This window comes from Pseudarthrobacter sp. TRD_SC_9 (assembly GCF_055361265.1).
This window is the reverse complement of sequence record NZ_CM143956.1, coordinates 3,008,283-3,021,972: the sequence shown is the minus strand read 5'-3', so window position 1 is coordinate 3,021,972 and position 13,690 is coordinate 3,008,283. Positions and strand designations below refer to the sequence as shown.

The 13,690-nt window shown below is 65.4% G+C and carries 10 protein-coding genes; 9 read left to right on the top strand and 1 reads right to left on the bottom strand.

Going from position 1 to position 13,690, the window contains the following annotated elements; all coding sequences use genetic code 11:
• Nucleotides 1–126 precede the first annotated feature (126 nt).
• The 6 genes from pdhA to ACWA13_RS14045 all read left to right on the top strand — a co-directional run bounded on the left by pdhA (nucleotide 127) and on the right by ACWA13_RS14045 (nucleotide 7,289).
• Nucleotides 127–1,293, top strand: a complete 1,167-nt coding sequence (pdhA, locus tag ACWA13_RS14070; RefSeq protein WP_463934798.1) for a pyruvate dehydrogenase (acetyl-transferring) E1 component subunit alpha — start codon at nucleotides 127–129, stop codon at nucleotides 1,291–1,293.
• Entirely contained in the window at nucleotides 1,290–2,399 is a 1,110-nt protein-coding gene (locus ACWA13_RS14065; RefSeq protein WP_463934797.1) for an alpha-ketoacid dehydrogenase subunit beta, read from the top strand. Before pdhA ends, ACWA13_RS14065 begins: the two co-directional genes overlap by 4 nt.
• A gap of 2 nt (nucleotides 2,400–2,401) precedes the next feature.
• Nucleotides 2,402–3,787 carry a dihydrolipoamide acetyltransferase family protein gene (locus tag ACWA13_RS14060; RefSeq protein ID WP_463934796.1) on the top strand — a complete coding sequence of 462 codons (1,386 nt, stop codon included), beginning with the start codon at nucleotides 2,402–2,404 and terminating at the stop codon, nucleotides 3,785–3,787.
• A gap of 95 nt (nucleotides 3,788–3,882) precedes the next feature.
• Nucleotides 3,883–4,692 carry an MBL fold metallo-hydrolase gene (locus tag ACWA13_RS14055; RefSeq protein WP_463934795.1) on the top strand — a complete coding sequence of 270 codons (810 nt, stop codon included), beginning with the start codon at nucleotides 3,883–3,885 and terminating at the stop codon, nucleotides 4,690–4,692.
• A gap of 240 nt (nucleotides 4,693–4,932) precedes the next feature.
• Nucleotides 4,933–6,039, top strand: coding sequence for a MinD/ParA family ATP-binding protein (locus ACWA13_RS14050; protein WP_463934794.1), 1,107 nt, complete (start codon nucleotides 4,933–4,935; stop codon nucleotides 6,037–6,039).
• A 35-nt stretch (nucleotides 6,040–6,074) separates the two neighbouring features.
• The gene (locus tag ACWA13_RS14045) at nucleotides 6,075–7,289 is read left to right on the top strand and encodes an MFS transporter (RefSeq protein ID WP_463934793.1); all 1,215 of its coding nucleotides are present in this window, start codon (nucleotides 6,075–6,077) and stop codon (nucleotides 7,287–7,289) included.
• A 120-nt stretch (nucleotides 7,290–7,409) separates the two neighbouring features.
• On the opposite strand, the gene ACWA13_RS14040 is transcribed toward ACWA13_RS14045, so the two are convergent.
• Entirely contained in the window at nucleotides 7,410–8,318 is a 909-nt protein-coding gene (locus ACWA13_RS14040) for a phosphatase PAP2 family protein (RefSeq protein WP_463934792.1), read from the bottom strand.
• A 242-nt stretch (nucleotides 8,319–8,560) separates the two neighbouring features.
• Between ACWA13_RS14040 and ACWA13_RS14035 the strand changes: the two genes are divergently transcribed.
• The 3 genes from ACWA13_RS14035 (at nucleotide 8,561) to menD (ending at nucleotide 13,690) form a co-directional block, all read left to right on the top strand.
• The gene (locus tag ACWA13_RS14035) at nucleotides 8,561–9,631 is read left to right on the top strand and encodes an o-succinylbenzoate synthase (protein ID WP_463934791.1); all 1,071 of its coding nucleotides are present in this window, start codon (nucleotides 8,561–8,563) and stop codon (nucleotides 9,629–9,631) included.
• 114 nt (nucleotides 9,632–9,745) lie between these two features.
• Entirely contained in the window at nucleotides 9,746–11,809 is a 2,064-nt protein-coding gene (locus ACWA13_RS14030; RefSeq protein WP_463934790.1) for a PhoX family protein, read from the top strand.
• Nucleotides 11,810–11,935: 126 nt separating this feature from the next.
• On the top strand, nucleotides 11,936–13,690 hold the full coding sequence (gene menD, locus ACWA13_RS14025) for a 2-succinyl-5-enolpyruvyl-6-hydroxy-3-cyclohexene-1-carboxylic-acid synthase (protein WP_463934789.1): 1,755 nt from the start codon (nucleotides 11,936–11,938) through the stop codon (nucleotides 13,688–13,690).

Genomic DNA, 13,690 nt, shown 5'->3' with positions numbered 1-13,690 from the left:
TTTTGCGATTTGTCTTTCAGATTAGGCTCTTTTCTGCAGCTCTTCCACGATTGCCGCAACTGCTGGATACGAAAACGCTCCCAGGGCCATACTGAAAGCAACTAGTGGCTTAAGGAAGGTGGACCAATGACGGTCTCCGCACACGAGGTAGTCCAGAAGTTCGGGATCTCCGTTGAGGACTACATGCTCCCGGCCCGCCATCCCATTCAGATGGTGGACCAGGACGGCCGGCTCAATCCGAAGGAACGGCAGGGCACAGAGCCCGGCCATGAATATGCCCTTCCGGATGACGCCGAATTGCTGGCGGCCTACGAGCGCCTGGTTATCGGCCGTCGGGTGAATGACCAGAACTCCTCCCTGGTGCGCCAGGGCCGAATGGCCGTCTATCCCTCCAGCCACGGCCAGGAGGCCTGCCAGGTTGCCGCAGCGCTCTGCCTCAACGAGCAGGATTGGATGTTCCCCACGTACCGCGACTCGGTAGCCGTCATGACCAAGGGCGTTGACCCTGTTCAGGTCATGACCATTTTTCGTGGCGACTGGCATGGCGGTTACGATCCCACCCAACATAAGGTGGCGCCACAGTGCACTCCGCTGACCACCCAACTTCTTCACGCAGTCGGCGTGGCCCACGCAGCCAAGCTCAAAGGCGAGGACACGGTGGTGTTGGCAATGTGCGGTGACGGCGCTACCAGTGAGGGCGACTTTCATGAGGCCCTGAATTTCGCCGCGGTCTTCCACCTGCCCGTCGTCTTTTTTGTCCAGAACAACCAGTACGCCATCTCGGTGCCGCTGGCGCATCAGTCCGTGGCGCCGTCGTTGGCGCATAAAGCGGTTGGTTACGGTATGGCCGGGGAACGTGTTGATGGGAACGACGTGGTGGCCCTGCTTGCCGTCCTGGACCGCGCAGTCACGCTGGCGCGGGAGGGATCCGGACCTCTCCTGGTAGAAGCCCACACCTACCGCATGCAGGCGCACACCAACGCCGACGACGCCACCCGCTACCGGGAGGACAGTGAGGTCGCGCAGTGGCTGGCTAAGGACCCCGTCGCCCGCATGCAAACGTACCTGCGCGAATGCGGCCTGCTCGATGCCGGGGCCGAAGAGGCAATCGCGGCGAAGGCCGAAGACGTTGCCCGTCAGCTCAGGAACGGGTTGAGTGAGGAGGTGTCGGTCGATCCGCAGAACCTGTTCCGGTACGTGTTTGAGAACCCGACGCAGCAACTTCGGGAGCAGTCAGACCTGCTCGCTGATGAACTGGCGCGGGACGCCGCAGCCAAGGAGGACGCACGATGAGCACCACTATCACCACCTCTTCCGAGGCCAACGGCAACGTCAGCGCCGCCACTGCGCGCGCCGCAGCCAAGGCAGCTGCCACCACGGCGGACAAGCAGCCCCAGGCAACTATGGCCAAAGCGCTCAACACCGCCCTCATGGACGCCATGGCCGCCGACGACACCGTTCTGGTCTTTGGCGAGGACGTGGGCAAGCTCGGTGGTGTTTTCCGCATCACCGATGGACTCAACGCAACCTACGGGGAGCAGCGCTGCTTTGACACTCCGCTTGCCGAATCGGGCATCGTCGGCATGGCCGTAGGCATGGCCATGAACGGCATGCGCCCCGTCGTCGAGATGCAGTTTGATGCCTTCGCGTACCCTGCCTTTGAGCAGATCTTCAGCCACGTGGCCAAAATGCACAACCGTACCCGCGGCGCCGTCAAACTGCCCATGGTAATCAGGGTCCCCTACGGCGGCGGCATTGGCGGCGTGGAGCACCACTGCGATTCCTCCGAGGCCTACTATGCCCACACCGCCGGCCTGAAGGTGTTCACACCGGCTACGGTTGCTGACGCTTACCGGATGCTGCGCGAAGCCGTTGATTCGCCTGACCCTGTTGTGTTCATGGAGCCCAAGAAACTGTACTGGTCCAAGGAACCTGTGGACCTGGATCTCCTGCGTTCGCAGTATGAGGCAGACAAGGCCGCAGGGCGCTCCAGCGAAGGGACGGCGGTCGTGGCCCGGGCTGGAACTGATGCCACGCTGATCGCCTACGGACCCTCAGTTCCCACGGCACTGGCCGCGGCGGCAGCGGCTGCCGCTGAAGGCAGGTCGCTTGAGGTGGTGGACGTCCGGACCATCGTCCCCTTCGACGACGAGACCGTGGCCGCCTCCGTCCGCAAGACCGGCCGCGCCGTGGTCATTGCCGAGGCGCATGGCTTCGCGTCCGTGTCCTCCGAGATCGTCGCCCGGGTGCAGGAACGCAGCTTCCATTACCTGGCGGCCCCTATCCGGCGGGTCACCGGCTTTGACGTGCCTTACCCTGCGCCCAAACTCGAGCACTATTACCTGCCCGGCGTCGATCGCATTCTCGACGCCGTTGACGATCTCCAGTGGGAAGACTGACCATGACCACCGAAACAGGCACTGCAAACACCAAAACCTTCCTCCTCCCGGACCTCGGTGAGGGACTCACCGAAGCCGAGCTGGTCAACTGGCTGGTAGCAGTTGGTGATGAGATAACAGTGGACCAGCCCATTGCTGAAGTGGAGACCGCCAAGTCCATGGTTGAGGTGCCGTCACCGTATGCCGGGACCGTGGAGGTGCTGCACGGAGAGCCGGGGGAGATGCTCGACGTCGGCAAACCACTCATCACCGTCCGCGCCGCCGGTGCCGCTCCGGCTGCCGAAAGCCCTACTGAACACATAGCGGAACAGGCGGCTGAAGCTTACCGGGAAGAGGAGAAGGCGGGCTCGGGCAATGTCCTGATCGGTTATGGAACGTCCGGTGAAGGAGCAACAGGCCGTCGGACCCGTGTGCGGAAAACACCACCGCAGGACACCTCAACCCCGGATGACCTCACGCTGCTGCGCACCCGCGTCCCAGGCAAGATCGGCGCGGTGATTTCGCCGCTGGTGCGACGAATGGCACGCGAGAACGGAGTCGACCTTGGGGCTCTTCACGGCTCCGGAGACAGCGGGCTCATCATGCGCCGCGACGTTGAGGCCATCATCGGCGGAACAGGCACCGATGAGAAGCAGCCAGTGCCGGAAGGCAACGCTGCCAGTGCTGCCGATGCCCGTACGGGCTTGGGAATCGTGTCCCGGACGCCGTTCAGCGGGGTGCGGAAGGCTGTGGCCACCAACATGTCCCGCAGCCGTTCTGAGATCCCGGAAGCCACGGTCTGGGTGGACGTCGATGCCACGGCTTTGGTTGACCTGCGCCACTCCCTGAAGAAGTCCCCCGGCGAGGCGCCTGGTCTGCTGGCCTTCATTGCCCGTTTTGTTACCGCAGGCCTGAAGAAGTATCCGGAGCTGAACACCCGTGTTGAAACTACTGCTGACGGCGGCCAGGAACTCGTGGCCTTCGACGGCGTGAATCTCGGCTTTGCGGCGCAGACCGACCGCGGCCTGATGGTGCCTTCGATCCGCTCCGCCGAGAACTTGAGTGCCCGGGAACTGGACACGGAGATCCGCCGCCTGACCGCCGTCGTACGCGATGGGAAAGCAACGCCCGCGGAGCTGGGCAGCGGGACTTTCACGCTGAACAATTACGGGGTGTTCGGTGTGGACGGTTCGGCAGCCATTATTAATCACCCGGAAGTAGCGATCCTGGGAGTCGGCCGGATTATTGACCGTCCCTGGGTGGTAGACGGCGAGCTGGCCGTCCGAAAGGTAACGGAACTGACTCTCGCCTTCGATCACCGGGTCTGTGACGGCGCTACGGCCGGAGGGTTCCTGCGGTTCATTGCGGACGCGATCGAGAACCCGGGGTCGGTGCTGGCGGACGTATGAGTTGGCGACCCATGCTCGGTTGCTGTCCGGAGTCTCTTCGCCCACACGAGTAGAATCGGGCCCAAGCAATCGCGCCACCGAGGATGGAGAATCGAATGTCACGATGGACAGAAGCAGGCCCGAACAACTACGTGTTGGCGACGGAGGGGGCTCTTCTGAATACCGGCCTGGTGGTTGGCCAGGACCGCGCCATGGTGATCGATACCGGCTGTGGGCCGCATCAGGCGAAGGGGATTCTCGCCGCCGTCCGGGAAATCACCACGCTGCCTCTGGTGGTGGTGAACACGCACGCCCACTACGACCACTTCTTTGGCAATGCAGTGTTTGCTGACGACGGAGTCACCGAGTTCTGGGCGCACGCCAACTGTGCGGCTGCTATTGAAGAAGCGGGGGACGCGCAGCGCTTTGAAGTCGCCGCCACGGAACCTGAGATGGCAGCTGGCGTTGGTGACGCCGTCGAGCTCGTGGTTCCGAACGCGCTGGTGCGCGACCAGCCCGTGCTGGTGGACCTGGGTGGACTGACCGCAACCCTCTTCTCCCTTGGCCGCGGTCACACTAACGGAGACCTCCTGGTGGGCACCAGCAGCACATTGTTCGTGGGTGACCTGGTGGAACACGGTGCCTACCCGTCCTTCGAAGACTCATACCCACTGGAGTGGGCAGACGTCCTGCGGCACATCTCGGCGCTTCGTCACCGCTACGAATTCCTGATCCCGGGCCACGGTGGGCCCTGCGACGACGAGTTCGTCCGGACCATGGCGAACACCATGACAACAGCAGCACGCCAGGCGCGACAGTCCCTGCGGGACACGCCAAGCGATGCCACCAAAGCGATTCCGATCCTGCCCTACGGCCCGGAGCAGTCCCGCTGGTTCATTAAGCGGCTGAAGGAAACTGCCTACTAGGAGCGGAAACACGGAGCATTTGGCGGCATATCTTGTAACGGTCCGGCGCGCGGTCTTGTAAAGTCGGTTAGGTGCCGTACACCAATTTGCCGAACGTCCGGGGGGAAAGACATGAACGATCCGGCGGATTACCGAGCACATGCCCTTGCGCCCGATGCATTTGAAGGACAACCGCAGCCGCTCCGACGCCGCGACCTTCGTCGTAGTCCGACCGAATCCGCGGATGCCCGGACAGGAACCATGCCAGCCGTAACCCCCGAACAGTCCGGCCCCTCAGACGCCACCTTGCGCACATCCACGCGGCGCTCCTGGGCTGAACAGTCATCAACACCGCCGATCCCGGAAGCCCCTGCCGAACCGCCCCGTAATTCCCGCCGCCAGCGGCCAACTGTCGCCGATGAAATTGCCAGTATCCCGATGCCGGACTTCACCAGCTCGCCGGCTCTGTTCGTCCGGGAGCAAAAGCCGCGGCCCCTTGGCGGCGTCCGCGGCGCGCTCTACTCCCTCACGGGCGGGGCCCTAAACATGGGTCCCAGTGCCAGGCAGCGCGAGGAAGATGAACTGGGCCGACGCATATCGCGCCAGTTGCAGGGCAGCTTTAACACCGCCGTGTTGAGCCTGAAGGGTGGCATCGGCAAAACCTCAACCACGGTTGGAGTCGGCCTCACTCTCGCCGAATATCGGGGAGATCCGCCCTGCGCCATCGATGCCAACCCCGACTCCGGCGACCTGGTGGAACGCGCCCTGGGCGAGGGCATCTACCAGCAGGCTACCCCCAGGACCATCACGGATCTCCTCAGGAACATTGAATCCGTTGATTCCCTCACTGCGCTGTCCCGCTACATGCACCATGCCGGCCGCCTGCACCTCATCGCCGGCGAGCAGGACCCGGAAGTTTCGGATTCACTGACTGCCGCAGAGTATCTGCGCATCCGCAAACTGATCTCCAACTACTACGCCGTTGCCCTCACCGACTGCGGAACCGGGGTTACTCATAACGCGATGAGCGGCATCCTGCAGTCCGCGGATAATCTCATCATCGCCGCCGGTTATGCGGTCAGCGGCGCCAAGCGGGCACGCAGTACCCTCCACTGGCTGGCCAGCCATGGCTACGAAGACCTGGCCCGCAACGCCATTGTGGTTATCACCGACAAGGACGAGGTCTCCTCACGGGTGGATAAGGATGCCATCGAGGATCACCTCGCTGGCATCTGCCGGGAACTCATCGCTGTGCCGCATGACAGGGGAGTGGCCGACGGTGACCTGGTCACCCTCGACGTCCTCAAGCCCGCCACCCGACGCGCGTACAAGGAGATCGCGGCCGCCATCGTTGACGGCTACCGTTAGGGCCAGCAGTGAAGTGAAGTCATAGGATAAACCCGATGACTTCACCGAATCAGCCCTTCAACCTGTGGAGCATCTCGGTACCCGCTTTTGGTCCGGCCCTGCTGTTCTGTATTGGCGAAGGTGCTGTTCTGCCGGTCATTGCCCTGACAGCCCGGGACCTTGGCGCCTCGGTGTCCGTGGCCGCGCTAATTGTCACGCTGATTGGACTGGGCTCCTGGTTCTTCAACCTGCCGGCTTCATTGATCACCCTCAGGTTTGGCGAACGCTGGTCCATTGTCGGTGCCGCAGGGCTGTCTGCCCTGGCGCTCGCAGCTGCGGCGGTTTCCGGAGCAGTCCCCAACGGGCTGTGGCTGCTGGCGGTGGCGATGGTGGTGGTCGGGATGTCCGCGAGTGTGTTCAGTCTGGCGCGGCAGAAATACCTCACCGAAGCGGTGCCGGTGGAATTCCGCGCCCGGGCGCTGTCCACCCTGGGCGGTGTGAGCCGGATCGGCATCTTCATTGGCCCATTCATCGGCGCGGCCGTGATGCAGTTCGGCGGACTGCACAGCGCGTACTGGGTAGGTGTCGCCGGCATGCTGGCGGCGGCCGTGCTGGGTGCCACGGTCCGCGACCTTGAGGTGCGGTCCGGGCGGGGCGGCGCCTATGACTCCACGCCGGAGCCGACGTTGTGGGGCATCGCCGTCTCTCACGCTCCCGTGTTCCTGAGCGCGGGCTTCGGCATCTTGCTGCTCAGCGCCCTGCGCGCTTCGCGCCAGGTGGTGATCCCGCTGTGGGCGGACCATCTTGGCCTCGACGCCACCCAGGCCTCGCTGATCTATGGGCTGTCCGGCGCCGTGGACATGCTGGTGTTCTATCCGGCAGGTAAGCTCATGGACCGCAAGGGCCGGCAGTTTGTGGCCATCCCGTCCACGCTGCTGATGGGTATTGCCCTGCTCCTGATTCCGTTATCTGCCGGCTTTACCGGATTGCTCCTGGTTTCGCTGCTGATCGGCTTTGGCAACGGCATCAGTTCAGGCCTGGTGATGACGCTGGGCGCAGACTTTTCACCGGACCGGGGGCGCGGGCAGTTCCTGGGCGTCTGGCGGTTTATGGCCGACGCCGGTGCAACCGGCGGACCCGTCCTGCTCTCCGGGGTGACAGCCATATCAACCCTTGCCGCAGGGGTCTCGGCCACCGGCATCCTGGGCTTCACCGCCGCAGCCGTGTTCGCCGTCGTCCTCCCACGGCTGAAGCATCGCCGGAATTACTGAGCGAGGGCGGCGTCGTCCGTCATGGCGGGCGTCCCTGCTTGGGTTTCAAGGCCGACTCCGGCGTCAATGGCACTCCGGTGGTCCCGCCGTCGTAAGTCCTCGGTCCTTGCGGCTTCCTGTTTAGCGGCGGCGGCGGACGGCATAGGAGAACAGGGACGTGGTGGCAACGGTAGCCAGGTACCCCGTGATGACAATCAGCGCTATCCCGGCCCAGAAATAATTGGTGGTGCTCACAACCTGCCCGGCACCCGGGGCGATCCGGGCCAGCGAGTACACCGCCACGATCGCCGATCCCACGCCCAGGACCACGGGAAGCGTCAGCCAGATCCGGGCGGAACCCCAGTGCCGGCCTAGTCCGCCCTCCACGTTCCAAGCGCGCCCGGTGCCCACAATCAGCCATCCTGCCGGAATCATAAAGATGCCCACCAGGAGGAAGGCCGCCACCACGTCCGCCGGCCGGTGCCACTGGTTCAGCACCGTTGAGGCGCCCGAGACGATCGCGAAGGTGCCTCCCAGGAACCCGGCCAACGGACGCCACCGCGGTGATGACATCAGGAACACCGCCGACGCCGCCGACGCCGCCAGCGTGGTATGCCCGGACGGCAGCGAGTTAAGGCCTATGGTGACCACGCCCGTGTCCGGCCGCTCCGGCAGCATGTTCTTCAGCACCTGGGCAGACACATTCGCGCAGATGCAGGCACCGACGGCGATCCCCGCAGCCTTCCAGCGCCGCCGCGCAAGGGACACGAATAGTACGACGGCGGCAGCCACCACCAGCGAAATGGTGGGCATCCAGTCCAGGAACCTGGTGGAGACCTTGCCGGCCGGGCCGTGGATGTCCACGGCTTCCACCAGGGCGGACTCGTCGATGTACTGGCCCGTGGCGGTTTGCACGAAAAAGTAGTACGTGGCGAGCAGGCCGGCGGCGCACGCCAAAGTGGCCGTAAGGAACAGCAGGCCGGAAACGGCCCGCTGCACGGCGGGAGGTCGCACCGCAGCAGCCGGCTGCGCTCCACGTGAAACAGTCATTACGTCAAGGGTGTCACAAAAACATGGGAGGCCGCTGCACGGAAGGTCTTCGCCAGCCTGACGCCGTCGTTCTGCTCGTTCGCTGACGGAATGCGTGACTTTTAGGCCTCGTGCGCAAGCCGGCCCGCGCCAACTCAAGAGCGGACGCCAGGAAGCTGGCTAATAACTACGCATTCCGGTTCGGCAGTGCGCCGTAGCGGGACCGTGCGGCGGGCCGGCGCAGCGGCTTGTACAGTGAACGCATGCCTGTGGAAGCCCAGCCGCCGCTGACCCTGCCGCCCGCCGTCGCGTTCCCCGTGCCGCCGCTGGAGGAGCTCCTGGACTCCGCACACGTGGTGGCCCTGCCCATGCGGGTGAAGTTCCGCGGCATCATGGAACGTGAGGCCCTGCTGTTCCGCGGGCCGGCCGGCTGGGGCGAATTCTGCCCGTTCCCCGAGTACAACGACGCTGAGGCTTCCCGTTGGCTCGCCGCCGGGATCGAAGCCGCCTACCAGGGTTTCCCCGCGCCGCTGAGGACCACCATCCCCATCAACGCCACCGTCCCCGCCGTCCCCGCCGGCCGGGTCGCCGAAATCCTGGCCCGGTTTGGCCGGGTGGACACTGTAAAGGTCAAGGTGGCTGAGCGCGGCCAGGACCTTGCGGACGATCTGGCCCGCGTAGAAGCTGTCCGTGCCGCGCTTCCAGACGCCTACATCCGCGTGGACGCCAATGCCGGCTGGTCCGTCCCGGAGGCGGTGGAGGCACTCAGCCTCCTTGCCGCCGTCGGACTCCAATACGCGGAGCAGCCCGTGCAGGATATAGCCGGACTGGCAGAGGTGCGCCGCCGCCTCCGGGACGCCGGCGTGCCGGTGCCCATCGCCGCTGACGAGAGCGTCCGCAAGGAGGACGATCCCCTCCGCGTCGCGCGGGCAGGCGCCGCTGACCTGATCGTGGTCAAGGTGGCGCCCCTGGGCGGAGTCCGCCGCGCCCTGCAGATCGTGGCAGCTGCCGGACTTCCCGCCGTCGTGAGTTCTGCCCTGGACACCTCGGTGGGCATCCGGGCCGGCCTGGCCCTCGCCGCCGCCCTGCCGGAGTTGCCGTACTCGTGCGGGCTGGGGACGGTCTCGCTGTTCTCCTCTGATATCACCCGGGATCCGCTAATCCCCGACGACGGCGCCATCACCCTCCACGATGTCTCCGCTGACGCCGGACTGCTTGAGCAGTTTGCAGCTTCGGGGGAGCGCCGGGACTGGTGGCTGGAGCGCCTCAGCCGAGTGCACGCCCGCCTCACTGCAAACGTTCCCTCTGGCGTACATCGACCGGCTGCGCCTTGAGTTACTTCTCGCAGACCTGGGAGTTCACTGTTCGTTAACCCGGTTGTCGGGTGAATGTCGGGCCGTGCTGCAAGGCTCGCCTGCGACAGTGTTTGAACCCTGGAAGGCACCCCCATGACTGAAACTCCCAGCCGCATCCGTAACCTCCTGCCTATGCTCGGCCACACCAAGGGAAAGCGCAGTGCAGTAACCTGCGCCCTCAAGTGTGACAACGCGTGCTCCGGCGACGTGTGCAACACCAGCAAGAACAGCTACTTCCGCGACATCGCCTCCGCCACCATGTCCCGCCGTGCCGCCCTCGGGTTCGGCGCCGCCGGTGCGCTCGCCGTCGCACTCGGTGGAAACCTGGCAACCGCAGAAACCGCCACGGCCGGGCCAGGGCTGGCACCTGCTGCGAAGGCAGGCTTCAACAAGTCGAAGCTGAAGTTCACCGCGATCGCGCCGGTTGATGCAGCTGTAGACGCCGTCACGGTTCCCGAGGGCTTCACCTGGCAGCCGGTTATCCGCTGGGGTGATCCCATGTTCAACGGCGCACCGGACCTGGACCTGTACAACCAGACCGTCGCCGCGCAGGAACAGCAGTTCGGTTACAACAACGACTACACCGACATCCTGGAAATCCCGGGCACCAAGGGCCGCCGCGCGGTGCTCTTCGCCAACCACGAGTACACCAATGACGGCATCATGTTCCCGCCCTCCATGCCGGCTGACCAGATGCGCGCCGTGGGGGCAGCAGCACATGGCCTGTCCGTGGTGGAGCTGGAGCGCAAAAACAAGAACAAGCCGTGGACCTACGTCAAGGGTGCGCCGCTGAACCGCCGCTTCCTTAACAACACGGTGTACGAACTGACCGGCCCGGCTGCCGGTTCTGAGCTCGTGAAGACCGTGAAGGACCCCGCCGGCCGCTACATCGAGGGCACCCTGGGCAACTGCGCCGGTGGCACCACGCCATGGGGCACCATCCTCTCCGGCGAGGAAAACTTCCAGGGCTACTTCGTCTCGGAAGGCACCTCCGCTGCGGACAAGCGCTACGGCCTGACCTCCAAGCCCACCGCCCGCCAGTGGGAACTGGACGACCCGCGCTGGGACACCCGCAACCAGGGCTACCGGAACGAAGCCAACCGCTTCGGCTACATTGTTGAAGTTGACCCGTTCGACCCCAACTCCACCCCCAAGAAGCACTCCATGCTGGGTCGCTTCAAGCACGAGGGTGCCAACGTCATCATCGCCGAGTCCGGCCACGTTGTTGCCTACTCGGGCGACGACGAGCGCTTTGACTACCTGTACAAGTTCGTCTCGAAAGACAAGTACCGCGAGGGAGACCGGGCGCACAACATGACGCTGCTGTCCGCCGGCAGCCTCTACGTCGCCAGGTTCACGGGCAACTCGCCGGCCGCGGAAATCACCGGCACCGGCCAGCTCCCCTCCGACGGAGCTTTCGACGGCACCGGCGAATGGCTGCCCCTGGTGGTTGACGGAGCCTCCGCTGTTCCGGGCATGAGCGTCGAAGAAGTGCTGGTCTACACCCGCCTCGCCGCAGACAAGGTTGGCCCCACCAAGATGGACCGCGCCGAGGACGTGGAGCCGAGCCTGCACACCGGCAAGGTTTACGTTGCCTGCACCAACAACTCCAACCGCACCGTGGCTGACGAGGTCAACCCGCGCAACCAGAACCGTGACGGCCACATTGTGGAAATCACCGAAATCGGCGGTCAGGCATCCACGAAGTTCGCCTGGAACCTGCTGATGGTTTGCGGCGATCCGGCCCAGGGCGACGTCACCTACTTCTCCGGCTTCCCGGTTGACCAGGTTTCGCCGATTTCCTGCCCGGACAACCTCGCGTTCGACTCCGTAGGCAACCTGTGGATCTCCACCGACGGCGCCCCGTCCGGCATTGGCAAGGCTGACGGCCTGTTCAAGGTGACCCTGGAGGGGGCCGAGCGTGGACGCGTGGAGCAGTTCCTCGCCGTTCCGCGTGATGGCGAGACCTGCGGCCCCATCATCCACGATGAGGAGCGCACCGTGTTCGTCGCCGTCCAGCACCCGGGTGAGGACGGCACCTTCGAGAAGCAGCTCTCCTTCTTCCCGGACTACGTACCGGCAGGGTCGACGCCGGCCCCGGGCAAGGTGCGCGCACCCCGCCCGTCGGTGGTACAGGTGTTCCGCACGGACGCCTAGCCTTCTCTTCCGCTCCCGCACCGCTCAACCGGCCCGGGGACACCCAATTCAGGGCGTCCCCGGGCCGATTTGCGTCCGGCTGCCGGCGGTACCTTGGGAAGCAGTGGTTGATGGCAAACTGGTTTGGTGACTTCTCCCGACGATTCCGCACCGGACGCCCTGCCCACTGAAGACACCCCTTCCCGGCTTGCCATCAGTTCCCTGGCAGCCGCCCGGATCACCGTTGACGCCCTTATCGACGGCGGCGTCCGGCACGTGGTGGTCTCGCCGGGATCGCGGTCTGCGCCCATGGCTTACGCCCTTGCGGAAGCCGAGGCAGAAGGCCGGGTGGACCTGCTGGTCCGGATAGACGAGCGCAGTGCGGGATTCACCGCCCTGGGCCTGGCGATGTCCACAGGTTCCCCCGCGGCCGTCCTTACGACCTCCGGGACCGCCGTCGGAAATCTTCTTCCCGCGGTGATGGAAGCCAACCACGCAGCCCTTCCGCTGGTGGTGGTGTCCGCGGACCGGCCCGAGGAACTGCGCGGGACGGGCGCCAACCAGACCACCATCCAGCTTGACCTGTTTGGCGACCACGTCCGGTTTGCCACGGATGTCCCCGCGGGCAGCAGTCCACGCCGCGCCGTTGACACGGCGATTTCCGCTGCAACCGGAGCGTTGCAGGGCGTGGCTCCCGGCCCGGTCCACCTCAACCTCGCTTTCCGGGACCCGCTGGTCCCGGCCCCCGAAGAGGAACTCCCGACGGCGGCCGGCAGGCAGCGCTTCCGCATCGGCACGGAGCCGCTCACCATGGACCTCCCGGCGGCTTCGATGGACCTGCCGGAGCGGCGCACGGTGGTGCTGGCCGGGCACGACGCCGGTCCGGTTGCCGAGGCCTTCGCCCGCGCCCACGGCCTGCCGCTGCTGGCCGAACCGTCGTCCAATGCGCGCTTTGGCCCCAACGCAATTGGGCCCTACCGGTTGCTGCTGGAGCATTTTGGGGCCGCTTCCGCGCAGCCGATCGAGCGGGTTGTCCTTTTCGGCAGGCCCACCCTCTCCCGCCCGGTAGCTGCTTTGCTGGCCCGCGCCGACGTTCTGTCCGCGCTCTACCAGCCCGTGCCTGTGGCCTGGTACGAGCCGGGCCGCCGCACCGAGCTGCCGCTGGAAAGCCTCGCCGATCTAGCGGATTTCGCCGGCCGCGGCACCGCCGAATGGCTGGACGCCTGGCTGCTCGCCGGAACTGCTGCCCAGCACGCGCTCGACAACGTCCTGTCGGCCGGGGATGCTCTGACAGGTCCGGCGGTGGGAGCCGTGGTGTGGGAGCATACGCGGGGTCAGCTGCTGCTGGGCTCCTCAAACGGGATCAGGGACGTGGACCTGGCCGGCCTTCCTGCTGCCGGGCCTGCCGCCACGGTGTATGCAAACAGGGGGCTGGCCGGAATCGACGGCACAATCTCCACGGCTACCGGCATCGCACTGGGCGGCCTCCAAGAGACCACAGTTCTGCTGGGTGACGTAACTTTCCTGCATGATGTGGGCGGCCTGCTTCTTGGCGCCGGGGAGGAAGAACCCCGGCTGCGGATTGTGGTGCTTAACGATTCAGGCGGCGCCATCTTCGGGCTCCTCGAACACGGCGCGGTGGAGGAAGCAGGCCGTTATGGAGACGCCGTCGAACGCCTCTTTGGCACCCCCCACAGCGTGGACATCGCAGCCCTCGCTGCAGCGTACGGCGTCGGGCATTCATCGCTAGGCAGCACGGCGGCTCTTGCGGAAGCGTTGGCCCAACCGGTCAAGGGCCGCAGCATCATCGAGGTGCGCACGGACCGGCACAGCCTGCGGCAGCTGCATGCGCAGATCAGGGAAGCGGTAGCGGCCGCAGCCGGGGGAGTGCTGGCACAGTAA